General features: G+C 44.5%; 20 protein-coding genes and 1 tRNA gene. 10 read left to right on the forward strand and 11 right to left on the reverse strand.

Annotation, left to right across the window (positions count from 1 at the left end; translation table 11 throughout):
- Positions 1–56 precede the first annotated feature (56 nt).
- Together H4K34_RS09675 and H4K34_RS09680 are read right to left on the reverse strand one after the other, a co-directional pair.
- The gene (locus tag H4K34_RS09675) at positions 57–1,415 is read right to left on the reverse strand and encodes a sensor histidine kinase (RefSeq protein ID WP_210757219.1); all 1,359 of its coding nucleotides are present in this window, start codon (positions 1,413–1,415) and stop codon (positions 57–59) included.
- Positions 1,405–2,766 (reverse strand): sigma-54-dependent transcriptional regulator, encoded by a 1,362-nt coding sequence (locus H4K34_RS09680; protein ID WP_210757220.1) that lies wholly within the window; start codon positions 2,764–2,766, stop codon positions 1,405–1,407. Before H4K34_RS09680 ends, H4K34_RS09675 begins: the two co-directional genes overlap by 11 nt.
- 416 nt (positions 2,767–3,182) lie before the next feature.
- Between H4K34_RS09680 and H4K34_RS09685 the strand changes: the two genes are divergently transcribed.
- The 3 genes from H4K34_RS09685 to H4K34_RS09695 are packed head-to-tail and all read left to right on the forward strand — an operon-like array spanning position 3,183 to position 7,123.
- The gene (locus H4K34_RS09685; RefSeq protein ID WP_210757221.1) at positions 3,183–3,872 is read left to right on the forward strand and encodes an ABC transporter ATP-binding protein; all 690 of its coding nucleotides are present in this window, start codon (positions 3,183–3,185) and stop codon (positions 3,870–3,872) included.
- Positions 3,859–6,267 (forward strand): ABC transporter permease, encoded by a 2,409-nt coding sequence (locus tag H4K34_RS09690; protein ID WP_210757222.1) that lies wholly within the window; start codon positions 3,859–3,861, stop codon positions 6,265–6,267. Before H4K34_RS09685 ends, H4K34_RS09690 begins: the two co-directional genes overlap by 14 nt.
- 7 nt (positions 6,268–6,274) lie before the next feature.
- Positions 6,275–7,123, forward strand: a complete 849-nt coding sequence (locus H4K34_RS09695) for a hypothetical protein (protein WP_210757223.1) — start codon at positions 6,275–6,277, stop codon at positions 7,121–7,123.
- Here the strand turns inward: H4K34_RS09695 and H4K34_RS09700 are convergent.
- Genes H4K34_RS09700 through H4K34_RS09720 form a run of 5 tightly spaced genes read right to left on the reverse strand, consistent with a single transcriptional unit; the run spans position 7,101 to position 10,225 of the window.
- A complete protein-coding gene (locus H4K34_RS09700; RefSeq protein WP_210757224.1) occupies positions 7,101–7,958 on the reverse strand; it encodes a hypothetical protein in 858 nt (285 codons plus the stop codon). The genes H4K34_RS09695 and H4K34_RS09700 overlap by 23 nt on opposite strands.
- Positions 7,927–8,760: a tetratricopeptide repeat protein gene (locus tag H4K34_RS09705; protein ID WP_210757225.1), complete on the reverse strand. Its 834-nt coding sequence runs from the start codon at positions 8,758–8,760 to the stop codon at positions 7,927–7,929. The genes H4K34_RS09700 and H4K34_RS09705 overlap by 32 nt, the downstream gene beginning before the upstream one ends.
- A complete protein-coding gene (gene yidD / locus H4K34_RS09710; protein ID WP_210757226.1) occupies positions 8,757–9,161 on the reverse strand; it encodes a membrane protein insertion efficiency factor YidD in 405 nt (134 codons plus the stop codon). Before yidD ends, H4K34_RS09705 begins: the two co-directional genes overlap by 4 nt.
- Positions 9,115–9,819 carry a hypothetical protein gene (locus tag H4K34_RS09715; RefSeq protein WP_210757227.1) on the reverse strand — a complete coding sequence of 235 codons (705 nt, stop codon included), beginning with the start codon at positions 9,817–9,819 and terminating at the stop codon, positions 9,115–9,117. The genes yidD and H4K34_RS09715 overlap by 47 nt, the downstream gene beginning before the upstream one ends.
- 31 nt (positions 9,820–9,850) lie before the next feature.
- A complete protein-coding gene (locus H4K34_RS09720; RefSeq protein WP_210757228.1) occupies positions 9,851–10,225 on the reverse strand; it encodes a hypothetical protein in 375 nt (124 codons plus the stop codon).
- A 324-nt stretch (positions 10,226–10,549) separates the two neighbouring features.
- Here H4K34_RS09720 and H4K34_RS09725 point away from each other — a divergent pair, with 324 nt between their 5' ends.
- The 4 genes from H4K34_RS09725 to trxA all read left to right on the forward strand — a co-directional run bounded on the left by H4K34_RS09725 (position 10,550) and on the right by trxA (position 13,474).
- Positions 10,550–12,415 (forward strand): M61 family metallopeptidase, encoded by a 1,866-nt coding sequence (locus H4K34_RS09725; RefSeq protein ID WP_210757229.1) that lies wholly within the window; start codon positions 10,550–10,552, stop codon positions 12,413–12,415.
- A gap of 66 nt (positions 12,416–12,481) precedes the next feature.
- A complete protein-coding gene (locus H4K34_RS09730) occupies positions 12,482–12,754 on the forward strand; it encodes a rhodanese-like domain-containing protein (RefSeq protein WP_246452086.1) in 273 nt (90 codons plus the stop codon).
- A 5-nt stretch (positions 12,755–12,759) separates the two neighbouring features.
- Positions 12,760–13,173 (forward strand): rhodanese-like domain-containing protein, encoded by a 414-nt coding sequence (locus tag H4K34_RS09735; RefSeq protein WP_210757231.1) that lies wholly within the window; start codon positions 12,760–12,762, stop codon positions 13,171–13,173.
- A gap of 1 nt (position 13,174) precedes the next feature.
- Complete coding sequence (gene trxA / locus H4K34_RS09740; RefSeq protein ID WP_210757232.1) at positions 13,175–13,474, forward strand: thioredoxin; 300 nt, start codon at positions 13,175–13,177, stop codon at positions 13,472–13,474.
- Here trxA and H4K34_RS09745 read toward each other — a convergent pair.
- Both H4K34_RS09745 and H4K34_RS09750 read right to left on the reverse strand, forming a co-directional pair.
- On the reverse strand, positions 13,443–14,108 hold the full coding sequence (locus H4K34_RS09745) for a polysaccharide deacetylase family protein (RefSeq protein WP_246452087.1): 666 nt from the start codon (positions 14,106–14,108) through the stop codon (positions 13,443–13,445). The two genes, trxA and H4K34_RS09745, sit on opposite strands and share 32 nt — an antisense overlap.
- A 46-nt stretch (positions 14,109–14,154) precedes the next feature.
- Positions 14,155–17,214 (reverse strand): protein O-mannosyl-transferase family, encoded by a 3,060-nt coding sequence (locus H4K34_RS09750; protein WP_210757233.1) that lies wholly within the window; start codon positions 17,212–17,214, stop codon positions 14,155–14,157.
- A 167-nt stretch (positions 17,215–17,381) separates the two neighbouring features.
- On the opposite strand from H4K34_RS09750, the gene H4K34_RS09755 reads away from it, so the two are divergent.
- A tRNA-Gln gene (locus H4K34_RS09755) sits at positions 17,382–17,453 on the forward strand.
- A 150-nt stretch (positions 17,454–17,603) separates the two neighbouring features.
- Here the strand turns inward: H4K34_RS09755 and H4K34_RS09760 are convergent.
- Both H4K34_RS09760 and H4K34_RS09765 read right to left on the reverse strand, forming a co-directional pair.
- Complete coding sequence (locus tag H4K34_RS09760; protein WP_210757234.1) at positions 17,604–17,870, reverse strand: Txe/YoeB family addiction module toxin; 267 nt, start codon at positions 17,868–17,870, stop codon at positions 17,604–17,606.
- The gene (locus H4K34_RS09765) at positions 17,867–18,133 is read right to left on the reverse strand and encodes a type II toxin-antitoxin system Phd/YefM family antitoxin (protein WP_210757235.1); all 267 of its coding nucleotides are present in this window, start codon (positions 18,131–18,133) and stop codon (positions 17,867–17,869) included. The genes H4K34_RS09760 and H4K34_RS09765 overlap by 4 nt, the downstream gene beginning before the upstream one ends.
- 231 nt (positions 18,134–18,364) lie before the next feature.
- Here H4K34_RS09765 and H4K34_RS09770 point away from each other — a divergent pair, with 231 nt between their 5' ends.
- Complete coding sequence (locus H4K34_RS09770) at positions 18,365–18,592, forward strand: hypothetical protein (protein ID WP_210757236.1); 228 nt, start codon at positions 18,365–18,367, stop codon at positions 18,590–18,592.
- Positions 18,589–20,226 (forward strand): T9SS type A sorting domain-containing protein, encoded by a 1,638-nt coding sequence (locus tag H4K34_RS09775; RefSeq protein WP_210757237.1) that lies wholly within the window; start codon positions 18,589–18,591, stop codon positions 20,224–20,226. Before H4K34_RS09770 ends, H4K34_RS09775 begins: the two co-directional genes overlap by 4 nt.
- Positions 20,227–20,273 lie beyond the last annotated feature (47 nt).

A 20,273-nucleotide genomic window follows, 5' to 3' on the forward strand; every position in this document is an offset into this window, starting at 1 on the left:
AAATTCGACCTAGGTTTGTTCTAATTACTAGATCGAATTTGCAAATCGATCTCGATCTACTCATCCCCGAAGCAAAGCTTAAACAGCGTGCCTTCTCCAACTACACTTTGTACTTTTAGGTTGCCCTGATGGGTTTTCATAATGTTTTTACTCAGGCTTAAACCGATGCCGGTTCCACTTTTGCGGGTACTGAAAAAGGGAACAAAAATCTGGGAGATAAGGTCGGGGTCTATTCCTTCTCCATTATCCCGAACATAAACTACTACGCCCTCATTTTGAAGTTCGGCGCTGAGTTCGATAAAAGCATTTTCACGTCCTTCCAAGGCCGGAAAAGCATTCTTGATGAGGTTGATCAATACTTGCTCAATCATCTTCTTATCAGCTTTTACTGCCAGGCGATTTTGGGTAAGCTGATAGCTCAATTTCACTTGCCGTGATTCCGCTTCCTTATGCATGAGCTGCACTACTTCTTCAAAAAGCTCGCGTAAGGGAACCACCGTTTTTTCAGGGGCGGGGAGCTGACTCAATTTGCGGTATTCCTCAACAAAGCTGAGCATGCCTTTGCTACGACGGATAATCGTACTCAATGCCTCATGCATATCTGTTAGGTCTTCCTCTGAGATTTCTTCTGGCTTTTTGGCCTTGCCATCCTGAGCCACCATATCACGCAGGGTTTCACTGAGGCTCACTACTGGCGTTACCGAGTTCATTACCTCATGGGCTAAAATGCGGATCAGTCGATGCCAGGCTTCCATTTCCTTTTCTTCCAAAGCATGGCGCATGGTGCCAATGCTTAGCAGGTGGTAATGGATACCAGCTAATTGCAAATGCTGAAGGTCCAGATAGAATTCTTCGGCCCCCGAGCCATTTTCGCGTGACCATAATTTGCGACCGGTGAAATTAAAGTCACCAATTACCTTGGCCAAGCTAGGCAGGCGTTCTTCCAGTCGTTTCCAATTTTGGAAATTGGGAATGTCCAGCAGCTCCTGGCACTTATCATTAGTGAGTAAAATATGACCTTGCTCATCAACTAACATGATCCCCAAATTCAAATTTTGGAGAATTAAATTGAGGATTTGATCGCGATGATCACCCTTCACTTTAGATTCGTGAATAATGGAAAGCATGCGGCTGAATTCCTGTTCCAATTCGGCGAAAGCCTTTCCAGAGCGAGCCAGGTCAAAACGCGTGCTTAGATCACCAAAGCGAACGGCTTCTAAAAATTTTCGGGTTTCAATCAGTAGTTTTTGCTGGTAATAGGCTAGTTCAATTGCTTGGCCGATCAGCACTAAAACCATTACGATGTTTACAAAGAGGAGCTCGTAATGACTGGATAAATAGAAGAGCAGACCCATGCTAAAGAGCAGGAGCAAAAGCCGCAGGCTGATCTGGATGGGGTAGGATCTAAAGTTCATATTTTTCCATTCTTCGGTAGAGCGCAGCTCGGGTAAGTCCTAAATCCTTGGCGGCTTTCGAGATATTTCCTCGGTGTTTGTCCAAAGCCTGCAATACCAAATGACGTTCCATTTCTTCGAGGTTTAGGCCTGCTGGTTTAGCGGCCTGCCCACCTCTTAATTGCAGGTCTTCGGATTTTACTTCTTTGCCCGCACTGAGGATAACGGCTCTCTCCATGCTGTGCTCCAATTCACGCACATTGCCAGGCCAGTGGTATTCGCATAGAGCATCGATGGCCTCAATGCTCAAGCTTAAGCTTTCCTTATTGTACTTCTTGCAAAAGCGCTCAAAAAACTTTCGGGCCAAAAGAGGAATATCTTCCAGGCGCTCGCGCAGGGGAGGCACCACAATTTCGACGGTATTAATGCGATAAAGCAAATCTTGACGAAAGCGCTTTTCCTCTACCCAATCGTGCAGGGGGCTATTGGTAGCACAGATCAAACGCACATTCACCTTACGACTTTGGTTTTCTCCCACCCGGCGGATTTCCTGAGTTTGCAGGGCATTCAATAATTTAGACTGCAGGCTAAGGTCGAGGTTGCCAATTTCATCTAAAAAGAGGCTACCCTCATGGGCCGATTCAAAACGACCGGCTTTATCCTCCGAAGCATCGGTAAAGGCCCCTTTTTTATGTCCGAATAATTCACTTTCAAATAAGCTGGGGGCAATGGCGCCTAAGTCCACCGTAACAAAGGGCTCCTGTTTGCGCATGCTCATTCTATGGATGCTCAAGGCCAGGGCCGATTTTCCGGTTCCGTTTTCGCCGAGCAACAAAATATTGGCATCGGTTTCGGCTACTTTTTTAAGCGTTTCCAAAACACTGGTCATACTGGGAGAACGGCTAATCAGATCTTCTTCCTTCAATGCCGCCTGATCCTCCCATTGTTTGTTGCTATGCTGAAGCTGAGCGACCTTTTGCTGTTCGCGGGCCAGCTTTAAAGCATTGTTTATAGTCGCTAAAAGCTTTTCGTTGGTCCAGGGTTTGAGCACAAAATCGAAGGCCCCTTCTTTGATGGCTTTAACCGCCAATTCCACTTCACCATAGGCAGTCATTAAAACTACCTGAGTGCTAGGACTGAGTTCACGAATATGCTTAAGCCAGTAAATCCCTTCAGCGCCATCGTTCCGGCCCTTGCGGAAATTCATATCCAGTAAAACCAAATCTATATTCTTCCGACTTAAAATCCGGTTTAGGTCCGAAGGATCTTCGGTGGTTTCCACTTTTTGGAAGTGTTGTTTGAGTAAAATCCGGGCACTGGTAAGTACATCCGGATCATCATCAACAATAAGAATATGGTAGGGCTTTTTCACATATCGAAGGTAGGGCCTCTGTTCGAAATCGAACAAATTACTGTTCGAAAATGAACATCAAAAAACAAATCACTTGTTAATATTTGCTGAAAACCAGGCTTTTAGTTTTTTGGCACAAGCTTCGCTTATAAAGAGGATGAAAACTAAAGCGTAAAAATTTAATAAAAACCCCGGCGCTTCTAAAGCAACGTTCTTTTTAATTTCGAATGAGCTGTGATATTGAATTTGGTTGTTTAATTAGTTCAAGTAGCAGAATTTAGGGTTAAATCGGTTATCCTCCGCAGCCTTTCGAAAATCCGGGGTTTTTATTTCTAGCTCTATCCTATCATGATCATTCTCGTTTTCCTCATATTCATAGGTGTCCTCATTAGCAAGTTGTTCTGAGCATTTGCTTTACTTTGTGCTAAAGTCGAGGCATGATCCGTCTGCATAATATTTCTAAGATTTACCGGAGCCAGGGAGTAGAAACCCGAGCCTTAAATGATGTGGACCTACGGGTTCAGGATGGTGAGTTCTTAAGCATTATGGGTCCCAGCGGATGCGGGAAAACCACTCTTCTTAATATTATTGGCCTGCTCGATACTTACGAGGAAGGCCTTTTTGTTTTTAGGGAACAAGACATGAGTTTGCTCGATGAAAAGGCCAAACTCATTATCCGCAAGGAGCAAATTGGATTTGTGTTTCAAAATTTCAATTTGATCGATGACCTTACCGTAGCCGAGAATATTGAGCTTCCCTTACACTATTTGAAAGTGCCACGCAGCGAGCGCCAGGAAAGGGTCTTGGAAGTATTGGATGCCATTTCCATGGGGCATCGCAAAGATTTTTTCCCCTATCAACTTTCGGGTGGGCAGCAACAAAGGGTGGCTGTGGGTCGTGCAATAGTTAGCAAGCCCGCCTTGATTTTGGCCGATGAACCTACCGGAAATCTCGACTCCGCTCAGGGGAACGATATTATGGAGATGTTGGCCCGACTTAACGATCAAGGTACTACGGTGGTGATGGTGACGCATAGTTCGCATGATGCCTCCTATTCGCAGCGTATCGTGCGCTTAATGGACGGCGAGGTGACTTCGGAGAAAAAGGTTTTACATGCTCCTTTCTAAGCTGCCATTTGCGTTCCGAACCCTCTATCGGCACCGTTTGTATACTCTTCTCAATTTGGGCGGCTTAGCTATTGGCCTGGCGGTTTCCATCATAGTAGCACTCTACTTACACGGGGAGTTTACCTACGATCAGCATTGGGAAGATCATCAGGATATTTACCGGGTAAATTCTCGTTTCGACCTTAATGGATTGGAGGAGCTTTATGGGGGTAGTGGTTATGGCTTAGCTTCGCTATTAGATGAACATTATGAAGAGGTTGAGGCATCTACCCATCTCTTTCATTTAGAGAACAGCATATTCTTTCGCACTGATAGTTTGCGGCAGTATGAGGATCGAGTGGCGATTGCTGATTCGAATTTCTTTCAGGTTTTTAGAACTCCCTTTTTGGCAGGTAAACCAGATGAAGCTTTAGTACAGCCCTTTAGCATTGTGGTGAGTGCTGCTTTCGCTGATCGCTATTTTGGCGGTACTCAGGTTTTAGGCCGAAAGATTAATACCAGCAATTACGAATACACTATTACCGGGGTGATTCAGGATTTACCGGAAAACTTACACCATAGCTTTCAGGTATTGATTTCTGAGCCGCCTTCCATCCGCGACAGCAATGATTTGGCGGTAAGCCTTTGGCAGGTAAGTCATTATACCTTCGTAAAATTGAAACCCGATTCAGATCCTTATGCTTTGGAGGCGGGATTCGATGGCTTCTTTGATAAGTATATGGCCGGTTTGGCGGATATCGTGCAGGGTAGCTATCAAATTGAACTGCAGGAAATTTCGTCCTTGCATTTTAATACTAATGCCAAATACGATTTGCCAGGAGGACGCTTAGCCTATGTGTATGGTTTTGCCGGAATTGGCTTGCTGATCTTGATTTTGGCGATTATCAACTATGTGAATATGGCTACCGCCCGCAGCTTGAAGCGGATTCGTGAGGCGGCCATGCGCAAGGTTTTAGGAGCCAGTCGTGTAGATATTCGCTGGCTCATTTTGAGTGAGTCGGTGCTGATGTCTTTTATCGCCCTATTACTGGCCTTTGCGCTGGTTGAGGTATTTACCGCCATTCTGCCCTTTAATAATGCTATTGGCAAGAACCTCTTTTTAAACTTTGGATCTTTCCCGGAATTGTTGCCCTTAAGTGTGATATTGGCTTTGCTGGTGGGACTCATCAGCGGAAGCTACCCTGCTATTAGCTTAGCGAGGGTAAGTCCTTTGGATGCCTTCACCAATAAAAAAGGGATACAGCGACGGAACTCCTTGCCTCGTAAATTTTTAGTGGGATTTCAGGTCTGTGTTTCGGTAGCGGTGGTGATTACCGCGATTTTCATGTACCGCCAAATGGAGTTTATCAAGAACCGGAATTTGGGTTTTAACTCCGATCATGTGCTGGTGATTAATGTACAGGATTCCACCAGTATTTATCGAATTCAAGATTTAGCCACTAATTTTCGACGTAGTTCCCTGGTAGAATCGGTTACGGTAGGGGCCAGCTCTACCGGTAGTGGTACTTTCCGGAGTTTGTTCGAATTGGAAGAAGAAGCCACACACAATTTCCGTCGTATTAGCCTGGATTTTCTGGGGGTTGGACCTCAGTATTTGGAGACCATGGAAATACCGCTTTTGGCGGGAAGGGGTTTTCGGCAGGAAGATCTTGGGGATAGCTTACATCCTAAGGTGATTGTGAACCGGGCCTTGGTGCGCGATATGCATTGGGAAAGACCTTTAGGGAAAAAGATTCGCAGTGCTTTTGATGAATCGGGTGATGCTACCCTCGAAGCAGAGGTAATTGGCGTTTGTGATGATTTTAATGCCCAGAGTCTGCATAATCGCATGGCCCCGCTAATCTTAACCTTGCATCAGGATAATTTTAGGGTATTACAGATTAAGGTTTCGCCGGATCAGATGTATGCTGCCCTGGATGATTTGGAACGTCGTTGGACGGCCATGGTGCCGGATGTGCCTTTCCAGTTTTCTTTCCTGAATAAGGATCTTTTGCAGATGTATGATGAGGAGATGCGGCAATCACGCTTGATTTTATACCTCACTATTATTGCCATTCTCATTTCACTATTGGGATTTGTGGGCCTAGCTTCTTTTACTACCGGATTGCGAACCAAGGAAATTGCCATTCGCAATGTTTTGGGCGCCGGATCCTGGGATCTGGTAAATATGATTTACCGCGAATTGGTAGCGGTTATTTTAGCCGGGGTTATTATTGCTACGCCCTTATCCATTTTGATCACCTGGCAATGGCTGCAAAACTTTGCCTATCGCACCTCGGTAGAACCGCTTATTATTATCTTCACCGTCCTATTAACCTTGGTAATCGGCTATGGTATTGTGGCGATTCACTCCCTAACCGTTTCCAGGAGAAACAGCATTCAAAACCTTGTGTAAGCGATTTATGCGCCTACTTCTCATCCTAAGTTTTAGCTTCTTTAATTTGGCTTTAAAGGCCGATGCGGCTTTGGTTTACAAAAATCAGGGATTGCAGCAGTGGTATATGCAATTGCAAAGCTTTGAAGCGGTTGATCTCAAGTCTGATTTACTGAGTACTTGCAGTCCGGCTGAAAAGCGCTTTGCAGCCCTTCAATACCATTGGCAATTGATGTTGAGGGGTCATGCCTCTGATCGTCATTATAATGCCATTAAAAGCTTGAACGAAAATCCTCTTGCAGGCAGAGGAATAACTGAAGAAGCAGCCTTAATGGATGAGGTGCTTTGCTCTTTCTTTATGGCCCGGGCCGCTTCCTTGCGGGGAGAAAGCTTGAGCAGTTTAAGTTCCTACAGAGGCGCCAGTAAAGCTTTGGAGAAATTAATGGCTCTGAAATCTGATGATTTGGAGATTGAATTGTTGAGCCTGGTTTATAGCTTGGGATACGAGCAATTTGAATCGAATCCCTTGTATTGGACCATTACAGCCTGGTTGCCCGATCCGGTGGTAAAAGCTTCGCATGTGCGCTTAGCAGAATTGGAGACGGTAGAATCGAAAATAGTTTCGGTTGAAGCTGCTTATTATTCCTATCGCATTCTGAAGAAGGAAGATAAAGATCAGGCGAAACGCAGCATGAAGCGATTGATGGAAAACTTCCCTAAGAACTGGATTTTTAAACTGGAGTACTTCAAGAGCTTCGAGCGGCATCAGGCGAAAGCCAAAGAACGCAAAGCCCAATTGATGGAAGAAATTAAGTCTAGCAAGTATCTAAGCAACAGCGAAAAGAAACACTTCACTAAGGTCCTGGGTTCGCTGTAGCTTTTTCATCCTCCAAAATTTCGAGGACTTCTAAAAAGAATTCCTGCCGGTTTTTAAGCAGCTTGTCTTTAGCGATGAGTTTGGCTTTGTCGGTTCCACCGATATAATAGCGTTGCAACCAGGGGAAAACCGCTAATAATGCGTCGAAGGTAGAATAGGTGAGGCCCACATTGATGGTAAGGGCGATAAAGGCTGCATTTAGTGCCAATGAATTAAGGCCATTGCGATAGTCACCGGCATAAAATTGTCCTAAGCCAGGGAGGAAGAAACTCAGTTTTTTTGCCAGGCCCGGTCGAGGTCTGAAGAGCGAGCTGGTATCGGAGTACAAGCTAACCAGCTCCTTTACTTTGCTGCTATCGGCTCCAGCTGCTGCAATAAAAGAATGGTAAGACTGCTCGAAATTCATTTGGGTATAATGGCAGAGGCCTTCATAAAAATGAAAGCGTTGCTGCAGCATGGGTTCCTGAGGATTGGCAGCATAAATTTCGGCCAAAGCCAGGTTAAAATCCTTGAGCTGAATGAGGCTTTGCACCTTGGCTAAAAGGGCTTCTTGTTTAAGTTTCTCATCCCGGCTATTAAAGTAAGCCCGGTCGAAATAGGCCAGAGAAGTTTCGGCCTGATCACTTTGGCGGTAACATTCCCCCATTTTAAAGAGGATAGGCGCTTCTAATTCTTGAGGCGAGAAAAAGCGTGCCCGCTCATAAAAGTAAATCGCTTGTTCGAATTGATTCTGCTTAAACAAACGCTGCGCCAGGGCCATGGTAGAATCCAGGCCTTGGGCAAAGCTTCCCTGCATCAAGAGGCTACAAACGATGGTAGATATAATTCTCGACATCGGCCCGATAATGATTGAAAACTTCAGTATTGTATTTGTTTACGGCTTTGGCTGTTCCGAAGAGGTTACCCAAGTAAAAACCGGTGCTTACGGTTCCGAAAATCCAGCCATAGGCACTACTCACTCCATGCTGTTTAAAGCCGCGGTAAGAGGCAAAGGCCGATCCGCCAATAAAGAGGAGGGATACTAAACCATCTTTCCAATTACCCACATAGGCTTTACCTAAACCGGGCACCACCGTGCTCATGGCTAATGCCAAGCCTTTGCTTTTATAGCCTAAATCGTGATGCTTATCCATCAGGGCACTGAGCCGAGCATCTTGCAAATTAAAATCCTGATAGAGCTTTTGGGCACTTTCTATATCGTCGTTGCGAAGGGCTAGGCTCACTTGTATGGGCTGCACATAGTCATTACTAAGTACTTGATGCGATTCCAGATATCGGCCTAAGCCATTGAAGTCGCTTTGCATAAAGAGTAAAAGGGCCATTTCGCGACTAATTTCCTCGGAGCATTGAAAGCGGGCTTCCCCCGGAAAGAGATCGTAAAAACGACGTTCTCCTTGTTCCCAATTTTTGGAAAGGCGGTAGGAGCGAATGAGGGATAATTGCAAACTGTCTACACCCGGTTGCATCAAATTAATGCGCTCCCATTCTAAAATGGCCAAGCGATGATTTCCTTTTTGATCGAGGAATTGGGCGTATTCCAGAGAATTGGAAAAGTTAAAGAGGTCTTGCTCCTGAGCCAGGAGGCAGGCCGGAAACGATACCCATATAAGCAGGTATCGAAGATATTTTAAAGTCATTCTTTTGAGGTGCTTACAGGGTCTAAAGCTAAACCACTTTCCTTATGAACTTCGTAATGGTCGAGAGAGAGGGGATGGCAACGACTCATACGGTCGAAAGCATCGATGCTGCCACCAAAAAAGCCACGGGCGCGAATGGCTTGCATGGCATATACACTGCAGGAAGGATGAAAATTGCAGGCCTGAACATCTTGGGAAGAAATCAGGGCTTTATAACCGGTGAAGAGCAGCTTCATGAATTCCAGAATCTCAGTTTCACCTTGATAGTGGTAACTGTAATCCGGTTTTTCAGGTTCCTGCATAATGGAACGCGCCAATTGCAGGTCCTCTGAGCTTTGCGCCGATAGGCTGAAATTACTCAGGAATAGGATAGTTATACATAGCGTTATTACCGCTTTCATTCACCTTAATGTTTTTGTAGTTGGTTTTCTGGACAATCTCCAAACCCTCGACATAGACTAAGTCGACAATTTCAGAGGGGAATTCCAGGCCACTGATATTAGTATAAGATCGGAAGAACTGTTTACGTAGTACTTCCTCGTCTTTATTCAAAAATATCAAACCATAAAGTCTTTTGTCTTGCTGGCTCAATAAAACTTTGCCCAGCATAGAGCTCATTACCATAGGCGGTGCCCAGGTATAGATAATCATATCCTTCTTTTTTTCTACTTCTTTCAGGTTGTAGATCGACTCTTTAAGGCCATAGTCGTGCAGCTTATTATTGAGGATAAGGTGGAAGATGGAAAACTCTACAATGGAAGCACCTTCCGTTTTTTCAAAAAGGGTATCGCCACGCATGCGGAAGATCATCGAATCAGAAAGTACCCAAATCTCCTTTTCGGGGAAGGTGAGTTCATATACTACCTTTTTATAGTTGAGGTCGTAGTAGAAACTTCCACGGGTAAGACTGTAAATACTATCGTCTTTAGATTTGATGGAGAAATTCCCGCTAATACGGTAAAAGTCCTGAGCCATAGCTGCCTGGCAGAGGAAAAGTAAGAGCAGGCCGGTTAAAATGCGTTTCAATGCGATAGGTATAAAAGTAAAATTCCCGCCCATTTGGGCGGGAATTGAATGCTATGAAATTAGCTTAGATGGTAGAAGCAGCAGAAGTAGCTGCGGCTGCAAATACTGCGAAGTAAAGGATGATACCTACTACGCTAGCACCAACACAACCCCATAGAGCTTCTTTGGTTTCGTCTTTGTTTTCGGATACGAAGTAAACGATGGCTACACCAGCAACACCGAACACACAACCCCAGATCCAAGAAGGAATTCCAAGAACACGGTGACGTTTAGCCATTGCAGGGCTAATCATCGCTTGATCAGAAACATTAGCAACTAAGGCACTGTTAGTAGCTTGTAATTCCGCGAAGGAAACATTTTCGTTTTGATCCAGGTACTGGTCTAATTCTTCTACCTGAGCAAGTTCAGTGTTTACTTCGTCGATCTCGAAGTTGAACATGTCACGAGAATCAGCTTTCAAATCCTGGAATGAGAATGCAGAGACTAAGAAAGCAAGAGATAAAATACGCTTCATTGTATTGGTTTTAATTAAACTTCTCAAATATAATAAGCCAAATCAATTAGCGAAGTAATTCTGTCTATTTCACCCTAATTTTTAACAGTCGCAGACCGCATTTTTACGCACAAGTGCAGTTTTATTCCCGGATGGCCTAAATCTCTTTGCTACTTTAGCGCCGTCATTTCATCGAGCCTATGCTATAGCAATCAAGGGCATAGCTATTTATTTCGTTTTCGATGATTCAAGATTTAACGAAGGCATTAAATGCATATATCCAAATTCAGTCATTCTAATTTTTTCTTTCTTTTTTTTCTAAATCTGGCCTTATCAAGCCTAATTCGGGCTCAAAGTGCTGGTTCGGCAGAAGCCTACAAGGTAAAAGAGGACCTTAATGCCTTAAGTGAGGACGCCATTCCGGTCGAAATTTGGTTGCCAAAAGTGGAGGATAGCTTGGCGGTTTATCAGATGCCAAAGGTGGTTCCCGGTACCTATAAGGTGCATAATTACGGACTCTTTGTTCGCGACTTTGCCGCATTTAATGAAGCCGGAGATAGCTTACCCGTGCAAAAGTTATCCATCAATAGCTGGCAGATTAAAAGAGCTCAGGAATTACATCGCATCCAATATTGGGTAGATGATAGCTATGGCGATGAGCGAGGTCGACCGATTTTCGCTCCCTCAGGAAGTAGCAATGAGGAAGAGGTCTTTCTACTCAATCAATTCGCTTATATCGGCTATTTGGAAGGTTATAAAAATTTACCTTTTGAATTAGAAATTGCCCATCCTCAGGGATTTTTCGGATCGGGAGCCTGGCCGGCAGAGCGCAGTGATACTTTGGATCACTATCAATTCCCAAGCTACTTTTTGTTGCATGATAATCCCATGATGTATTGCCAGCCCGATACCAGTTCGGTTTGGATTGGGAACTCCAAAGTAGAATTAAGCTTATACAGTCCTAATAAAACGGTTAATGCCGATACCACAATGGCCCTGATCGAGGCCGTATTGCAAGCCAGTGCAGAATATTTGGGTGGTAGCCTTCCGGTGGATAAGTATTCTATATTGATTTATTGCCAGTCGGATTTAAAAGGTGACTTCAGCTATGGGGCACTGGAACATCATCGTTCTACCGTACTCTATATGCCGGAAGTAGACGGTGCTATTTTTTACGAAGGGGTACGCGACATTGTAGCACATGAGTTCCTACATATTATTACGCCACTGGGTATTCATTCGGAATATATTCAGGATTTTGATTTCGCTAATCCGGAGATGAGTCGGCACCTCTGGCTTTATGAAGGGGTAACCGAGTACAATAGTCATCTGGTGCAGGTGCGCGATAGCATTTATAGTAAGGAAGAGTTCTTGGAGGTGATGCGCGATAAGTTTTTCGCTAATGATCAATACGAGGATTTACCGCTAACCGCTGTGAGTAAGCACACCCTTGATATTTACCACGATCAGTATCAGAATTTTTATGAGGGCGGTGCCATAGCAGCCATGGCTCTGGATTTGTATTTGATCGAAATTTCAGGAGGCGGCATGCGCCTGATGGACCTTTTGAACAATCTTTCGGCAGTATTTCCGGCCGATACATTTTTTAAGGATGAAGATCTCTTTCGCATTATGGGTGAACTTTCCTTTCCACAGGTCGAAACCTTTATGGTACGCCATTTTGAGGCGGGCGAACCTTTCCCTTGGGAGCGCCTTTTTGCCAATGTAGGTCTCGATTACAGCGATGAGGGCAAGACTATGGGCTGGTCTATTGGCACAGATGAGTTGAGCTATGACTTGGAGCAAGATCGTTTTTTAGTGACCAATGAAGAAGGCATTGATTCCTTCGGAGAGGCTCTGGGCCTGAAAGCCCGCGATCAGATTATCAGCATTAATGGCGATACTTTAAACCTCTTTAGCTTCCAAACGGTATTAGCCGATTTCCAGGGGACCCTTCAGGAAGGGGATGAGGTAGTTTATAGGGTGGCTCGACCCAAGCGCAATGATAAGTTTCGGATTAAGCGATTAAAGACCAAGGCATTTAAAGTGGAGTACGACGAATCGCATTTATTGAAGTGGCAAGAGGAGGCTAGCGATCGTCAAAAGGCTTGGCGTAAAATCTGGTTGGCGCAATAGCTAATGTGATGCGCGTCACTACGGCCTGCCTTCTTAAGAATGTATTTTTGTGGTAAAACACAGAACATGCAAGAACTTATCAATGATCCTAAAACCTTTTTGGTTGACGTAAGAACTGAAGCAGAAGTAGCAGATGTTAGCGTACCCGGAGCGGTTAATATACCTTTAGACCAGGTTCCCGCAAACTTGAGTCGCTTTAAAAGCGCTGAAGGTCCGGTAGTAGTATTTTGTCGTAGCGGAGCGCGCAGTGAAAACGCTAAAAACTGGTTGCTTCAAAATGGTGTGACTGATGTGCACAATGCCGGTGGTTACCCAACAGTATTAAACCTTAAAAACTAAGAAGGATGGTTCGATTATTAGGATTTTTGTTTGTACTCAGTACCCTGGGCGCCTGTGCTCAAAGTACCGAGGGCAGCAGCAGTACTACAGATGGTACGAAGCAGGTAAACCTCGATGTGAATCAGGTTTCAGAATTATTGAAGAATGATAAAGAGGTGGTATTAATTGATGTGCGCACCCCTGACGAATACAAGCAAGGTCATTTAGAAGGATCAGATTTATTAAACTTCTACGATCCTAAGTTTAAAGAAGAAGTGGCCAAATTAGATAAGTCTAAAGAGTATGTGATCTACTGCCGTAGTGGTGGTCGCAGTGGCAGTGCCGTTGCGGAGATGCAGAAAATGGGCTTTGAGAACGTACACAATATGAAAGGCGGAATCCTCGCTTGGAACCGCGCTAATCTTCCTACCCAGAAATAAGATGGCTAGCTTTAAGGAATTGATTCAATCGGATAAGCCGGTACTAATCGATTTCCATGCCGATTGGTGCCAACCCTGTAAAGTGCTCGGGCCCATTGTGAAGCAAGTTAAAGAGCAAATGGGCGATCGGGTTTCGGTACTCAAAATTGATGTAGATCGCAATCCCGAATTGGCGGCTAAGCTGGCTATACAAGGGGTGCCTACCTTAATGATTTACCGCCAAGGCGAATTAAAATGGCGTCAAAGCGGAGTCTTAAGTAAAGAAGCGATTATTCAGCAGCTGAACTATTTTGGAGCTTAAGCGCTTCAAAACGATAACCCAGTTTGCTGTAATATTCCAGGCATAGAGGTAGGGCCTCCTTTAAACGAGGCCAGGCTTTTATGGAATCGTGGAATACCACGATGGAACCCGGGCCGGCATGTTTGCGAATAGATTCGAAACACTGTTGACCACTACGATTGGCATCCCAATCTGCCGCAAGGCTATCCCACATAATGATATTATAACAGGCCCGGCTTAATGCCCGGGCCTGTTTTTTTTGAATTCTGCCGTAGGGTGGTCGAAATGCTTGAGAAGCTACCTGCTTGGCGCAAAGCTCCACATTGGCAAGATAGTCCTCCAGGCTATGCTGTGTTCCTTTAAGATGATGGAAAGTGTGATTGCCTACTGTATGACCAGCAGCTAGCACGGCTTGAAATACTTCAGGGTGTTTTTGCACATTGTCGCCAATGCAAAAGAAACTGGCTTTGGCTTGATAGGCATCCAACTGCTCCAAAACCCAGGGGGTAACCGCAGGAATAGGGCCATCATCGAAGGTGAGATAAATAGTTGGTTTAGACGCATCCGCCGAAAGGCGCCAAATAAAACCTGGCTTTAAAGCCTGATAGAGCTTGGGGATGAAAGTTAAATAGGGCATAGAAAAAATCCCGACCATCGATTTAAGCGAAGGTCGGGATTTATTTATTGTATTTCAGCGCTGCTTAGGCCAATCCTAAAGGACGTAAGGCATTAACATAGCGCTGGTAAATTTCGTCTTGCGACATGCTCTGCTGATTTCCTTTGTGCTCAAACTGGTTAACCAATTGAACAATCATTCGGAAATAGCTGGCAGCGGCATTCATTTCAGCTTGAATCTTATTGCGGTCTTTACCACGGAATTGCTGATAATAGGCCAGCTCTTCTTCCAGGCGATCGGCGAAGGTGTTAATGATTTCGCGGGCCTCTTCTTGAGCACCAGCTTTGTAATATCCTTCGATGATATTGAACATGAAGTAATCGTAAGCGTATTTACTTTCTGGCATTTTCTCCATGGCACGCTCTAATACCTGCATGGCCTCATCATTACGTCCGCGCTCCGCTAAATCTTCTGCTAAACGGCCGTAGATATTACGCAGGTTAAAGATTACCCTGCGGTTGGTCTCATCCAAATAAACTCCGGGAACTTCCATATTACCCATTTCGAATTTATTCATCAGATTATCATACATCACATCGGTAGCAATTTTACCGAAGTCGGGATTATTCCCCTCACGTTTATTCAATACCGGAACAAAGCGATAGGCTAAACCTTCGAGTTGGAAGTAATCGTCTAACCAGAAGAAGCTCTTGCTGCTGTTACCAACGGTTACACTGAAGTAAATAGGACGGGTCCAGTCGTTTTCAGCAATCAGGTCGATAACCATTAAATCGCGCTTGCTTAATACTTGAGACTTAATATCCCAATCGATATAATCTACAATACGACCGGTATCTTCGGGTAATACAGCCTCATTGGCTAATACCGCTTCCTTGTCGATGTTTACGCGTAAGCGACGCATAGGATAGTAGATCAATTCTTTCTGGCCACCGAAGGCAGAGAATTTGTTTTGCTTATCGTCCAATTTTACCCAGCGGATAAAGTCTTTTACATCCCAGCGACCTTTTACCTGACGATCCTGGAAGTAAATCACATCGCGGGTACCTTGCTTGTACTGATCATGCTCAAAGCTAAAGGGAACAGGTTGCGCATCGTAAACCGCACGCTTGGCCTGGTCGATATACCAATCGGTATTTAGCAGAGAAAGGTTGATGATGCGTACATCGGTGCGGTAACCTTCAATTTCTTGGGCATACCAAAGTGGGAAGGTATCATTATCACCATTGGTGAAGAGGATACTATTGGGTTTACAAGAATCGAGGTAGGCAAAGGCAATATCGCGTGCCACATAGCGATTGCTACGGTCGTGATCATCCCAGTTTTGAGCGGCCATCAAACCTGGCACTGCTACCAAACAAACTACGCTTACTGCTGCCGCTACACTGGTACTTTGCTTTTTAAGCAGTTCATACACGGCCATAACTCCCAGGCCAATCCAAATGGAGAAGGCGTAGAAAGAGCCAACATAGGCATAGTCACGCTCCCGCGGTTCAAAAGGTTTATGGTTTAGGTAAACTGCAATGGCCAATCCAGTTAGCAGGAAGAAGAGGGTGACTACCCAGGCATCTTTACCTGCTTTTTGATAATGAACTATGGCGCCCACTAAACCGAGCAGGAGGGGCAGCATGAAATAAACATTTCGAGCAGGATTGTTCTTGGCGTGATAGGGTAAATCGCTTTGTGGCCCTAAGCGTAATTCATCCAAAGGTTTAATTCCTGAAATCCAGTTTCCTTTGGTGTGCTCAAAGCGGTGTTGTTCGTCGTTTTGCCTTCCGGCGAAATTCCACATAAAGTAGCGCCACCACATATGGCCCACCTGATAATTGAGGAACCAGCTAATATTTTTACTTAGCGGAATAGGTTCCTTGTCATTTGTTATCCCTGCATATTTCTTATAGTTCGGGACCGAGGCTGGGTCATCATTCCACATCCGTGGGAAGAGCCCTACATATTTTGGGTCGAATACGCGCTCGGATGCTTTACGATCGTCGCTGATTACATATTCACCTTTTTCATCATCACGACGGTATACCGGGTTTCCATCCTTAAAGTCTACTACCGGAGCATTAAATGACTGACCGTAGAATACCGGGAAGTCGCCATACTGCTCACGCTTGTAATAGGCTAAAAGCGACATCGCATCTTCAGGATTATTTTCGTCAATAGGGGTGTTTGCATTGGAGCGTACCGCTAAGGTTACGAAGGTTGAATAACCCAGAATGATGAAAAGAACAGAAAGAATTAAGGTGTTCCAGATTGGAGAATCTTTTTTACGGGTAAAGCGTAAGCCATAAGCGGCACCACCACCAATAAGAATAAGGGTGAAGATGGTTCCACTATTAAAGGGCATGCCCATGCTGTTCACCATAAATATCTCCAGTTTGCCGAAGGTCCAAAGCACAAAAGGAATAATGGCGGCAAAGATGATTCCGAGGATGAGGATACCAATTACATTGTATAAGATGAACTTGGTATTGCTGATTTTTTTGTCGGTTTTGTAGAAATACACCATTACAATCGCAGGGATGGTCAAGAATACCAGGATGTGAACCCCGATGGAAAGACCAATCATATAGGCGATGAAAATGAGCCAACGGTGAGCACGACTGCTATGGTCTACTTCATTTTCCCATTTCAAAATGGCCCAGAAAGCAATGGCGGTAAAGAGGGATGACATGGCATATACCTCACCTTCAACTGCCGAGAACCAAGCACTGTCGCTAAAAGTGTAGGCTAAAGCTCCTACAACCCCGCCACCTAAAAGGGCAACGATGCGGCCATCGGTAAGCTCACCGAATTTGAGTAAAAATTTACGTCCGAGCGCGGTAATGGTCCAAAAGAGGAACAGTACAGTAAAGGAGCTGGCGGCGGCCGAAAGCAAGTTTACCATTTTGGCTTGTTCGGTAACATCTCCAAAAGCGAATTGAGAAGCGAAGTTCCCCATTAGCTGGAAAAGCGGTGCGCCGGGAGGGTGACCCACCTGGAGCTTAACCGAGGTAGCAATGTACTCACCGCAATCCCAGAAGCTTACGGTTGGCTCGATAGTGATAAAGTAGGTTACTGTTGCGATGGCGAAAACCAGCCATCCCAACAAGTTGTTCAGTTTCTTGTAATTGGAAAGCATCCTCTTGAATTTGTTGCTGCGGGCGAATTTATGAAAATAAGCAAGTTGGGCGGTGTCAATATCTTGTTAAAGAAGGATGCAGAAAAATTAAAGAAGATGATTTAACATGAATTTTTATTTGCGCGATTGAAAAGAGCATCTTACTTTTGCCCTCCCAAAATAAACGATGCCCCATCGTCTAATTGGCAGGACAGCTGATTTTGGTTCAGTCAGTCGAGGTTCGAGTCCTCGTGGGGCAACAAGGAAAAAAGTCCGGACAATGTGTTCGGACTTTTTTTATGCCTGTATTTTTTAGGTGGGTGAATTACAAATTCGCCTTAGGCTTGATTAGTCTTTAAAGTAGGCACTGGCGTGATTTTGCAATTCGACCAGTTTAAAAGACTCAAGAATCAATAATGAAAACGGCACTGCAGAATGATGCAGCTTTGGTCATCTGCTTTTCCAGTGATTCGATATACCAGACGGTGTTCCTGATTAATGCTCCGAGCCCAACAGCCTTTAAGACTACCCCTTAGCGGTTCAGGTTTCCCGGTGCCTTTAAAGGGGGTTCTTCTGACTTCATTTAGTAGGCTACGCAGTTTATTCAGGAGCTCTTGATCATTCTCAATCCAATATTCAAAATCCTCCCAGGCATTTTTGGTAAACACCAGCCTCATTTTTTTGGGCTTTCTTTTTCTTCCCAGTCTATTAAATCACCGGTATCCATTTGATCCAGAGATTCGGCCAGTCTTTTTCGATTGGATTCGGTAGACAAGAGGTACTCGGTTTCCCGATAGGAATTGTATAAGCCAATAGACATGATTACCACTGCTTCATCTTCTTTGTTGCGCGGAACCACAATGACCTCAGAAGATTTGGTGACATAGTCGAACTGCTTTTTAAGGCTTTTCCGCAAGGCAGTGATGGTTATGGCTTTCATAATGTGATTCTAAATGGAAGTGGAAGAAATATTCAGAATTTTATTTGTACATAATCCTGTACAGTTAAACGTACAAAATTGAATTTTGGTTTGCAAGAAAATTGTGATTGCTAATCACTACTGGCGTGAATTTGCAACTCACGCCAATATTTTTAAATCCTAAAAAATTGACTCCAAGCAACCTTTTGCCCTCTTTTCCCCGTCTATACAATAGCAATGCATTTTGAATAGATGAAAAAACTATTTCTGTTGCTGGCGGTCCCACTCCTAATCGCCAGCTGTTCGAATTCTAAAATTAGTGGCAGCACCGAGGCGGAAGCTCAGGCTCCTGTAGATACAGTGGTGTTAACCGCAGCCGATAGTGCGGCCATTAAAAAAGGAATCGAACATGCCCTGGATGAAAAACTCTTACCAGCGGTTAAAGCTCAAATTGACTCTGTAAACAGCTCCAAAAAATGAAGAACACACTATGCACCCTGGCCTTTGTTTCGGCCATCTTAAATTTCAGTAGCCAAGCTCAAAATTTAGATCAATCCCTTTCCGGATCCGTATCCGCCTCGCAAGATGAGGGGGAGGCTCACATTGCCATGGACCCCAATGATTCTACCCATTTGGCAGTAGGTTATATGGAATTAGGAGCCGGTATTTCATTCCGTATTTATCATTCCGAAGATCAGGGTAATACCTGGCGACTTTCCCAATTTGATCCCTCTAGTGCTATTAATGCTGATTTTCCGGGTTATATGGCAGCCGGTGGTGGCGATATTCTTTTTGCTTACGACAATAACCATAACTTGTATTGTTCCTGGATTTACCTCCTTTTTAATCCCACGGCACCTAATCCTACCGATACCCTCGTTTTTGTAGGTTATTGGGGCAAGTCAACGGATAATGGAAATAGCTTTAGCCTCGAAGCAGGAGAGGATCATTTCTTCGGGATCGGAAAACTAGATGCCGGTCAGAACATTTACAATTACAAAGATGGGATTTGCGATCGCCAGTGGATGGCGGTGGATTTATCCAATGGACCTGGCCAAAATGACCTCTATATTGGATACATCAATTTCCCAGCGGATTTTAATCAAACCGGTCTTAAGGTGAAGGTGAAGAAAGCCAATCAAAGTAGTTTCTCGGCTGCCACTACTGCTTATTCGGGAAATGGACAATTCACCAATTTGGCCATGGATAGCAATGGGAAATTGCATTATTCCTTCGCGGATTTTATGAGTAATGAAATTTTGTATACCTCCTCCAATGACGGAGCCCAGACTTTCGCTACTCCGGTTACTATTCAGCAGGCGACCACTGTTTTCCCTTCCGGAACCGGTGTTATTAATGAAAGAGAGAATGCCGCACCTTCATTAGCAGTAGACGGTCAGAATAACCTGCATTTGGTTTGGGGCGATTTTATCTCGAATCAAAGATTTGAATCCTATTATTCCCGCTCAACCGACAATGGAGCTACTTGGTCTGCACCAATTGACTTGACTACCATTTTCGGCTCCAAGGTATTTATGCCAGTTGTTTCGGCGCATGGCGATAAGGTGAGTATTGGTGGAAATGTGTTGGATAGCACAAATAAGTCCAATTACCATATCAGCAATTCGCAAGACAATGGGGCCAATTTCGGGCCTATCAAAAAAGTAAGCTCTGGCACTACCAATTTTGCCCAAGTATCGAAGAGTCGCTTTGTGGGTGATTACTCTTCCAGTGTGCGCACTCATTGCGCTATTTACAGTCTGTGGACCGACTGTCGTGCTAATGGCTGCAAACAATATATCGCCAAATACGATGAATGTGCTTCATTAGGAATTGAATATACCCCCATTGAAGCACCTTTTAGCTTGAGTACTTTGTATCCGAATCCGGTGAACACAGTTCTGAATCTGGATTTGAAATCGGATGAAGCGATGAGCTTAAACCTGGAAATCTTCGACTTACAAGGAAGAACAGTCTATTCTAGCGATCAAAATCTTTTGGAAGGTGAGAACCAATTGGAATTGGACTTAAGCAGCTTAAAGGCCGGTCAGTATTTATTGAGCATCAGCGATGCCAATGGCACTTTTATTAGCCGAAATATTCTGAAGAACTAAATACCTTCAAATTTAGATAGCAAGAACCGCCTCTGATTAGGGGCGGT

This window comes from Croceimicrobium hydrocarbonivorans (assembly GCF_014524565.1).
GTDB lineage: Bacteria > Bacteroidota > Bacteroidia > Flavobacteriales > Schleiferiaceae > Croceimicrobium > Croceimicrobium hydrocarbonivorans.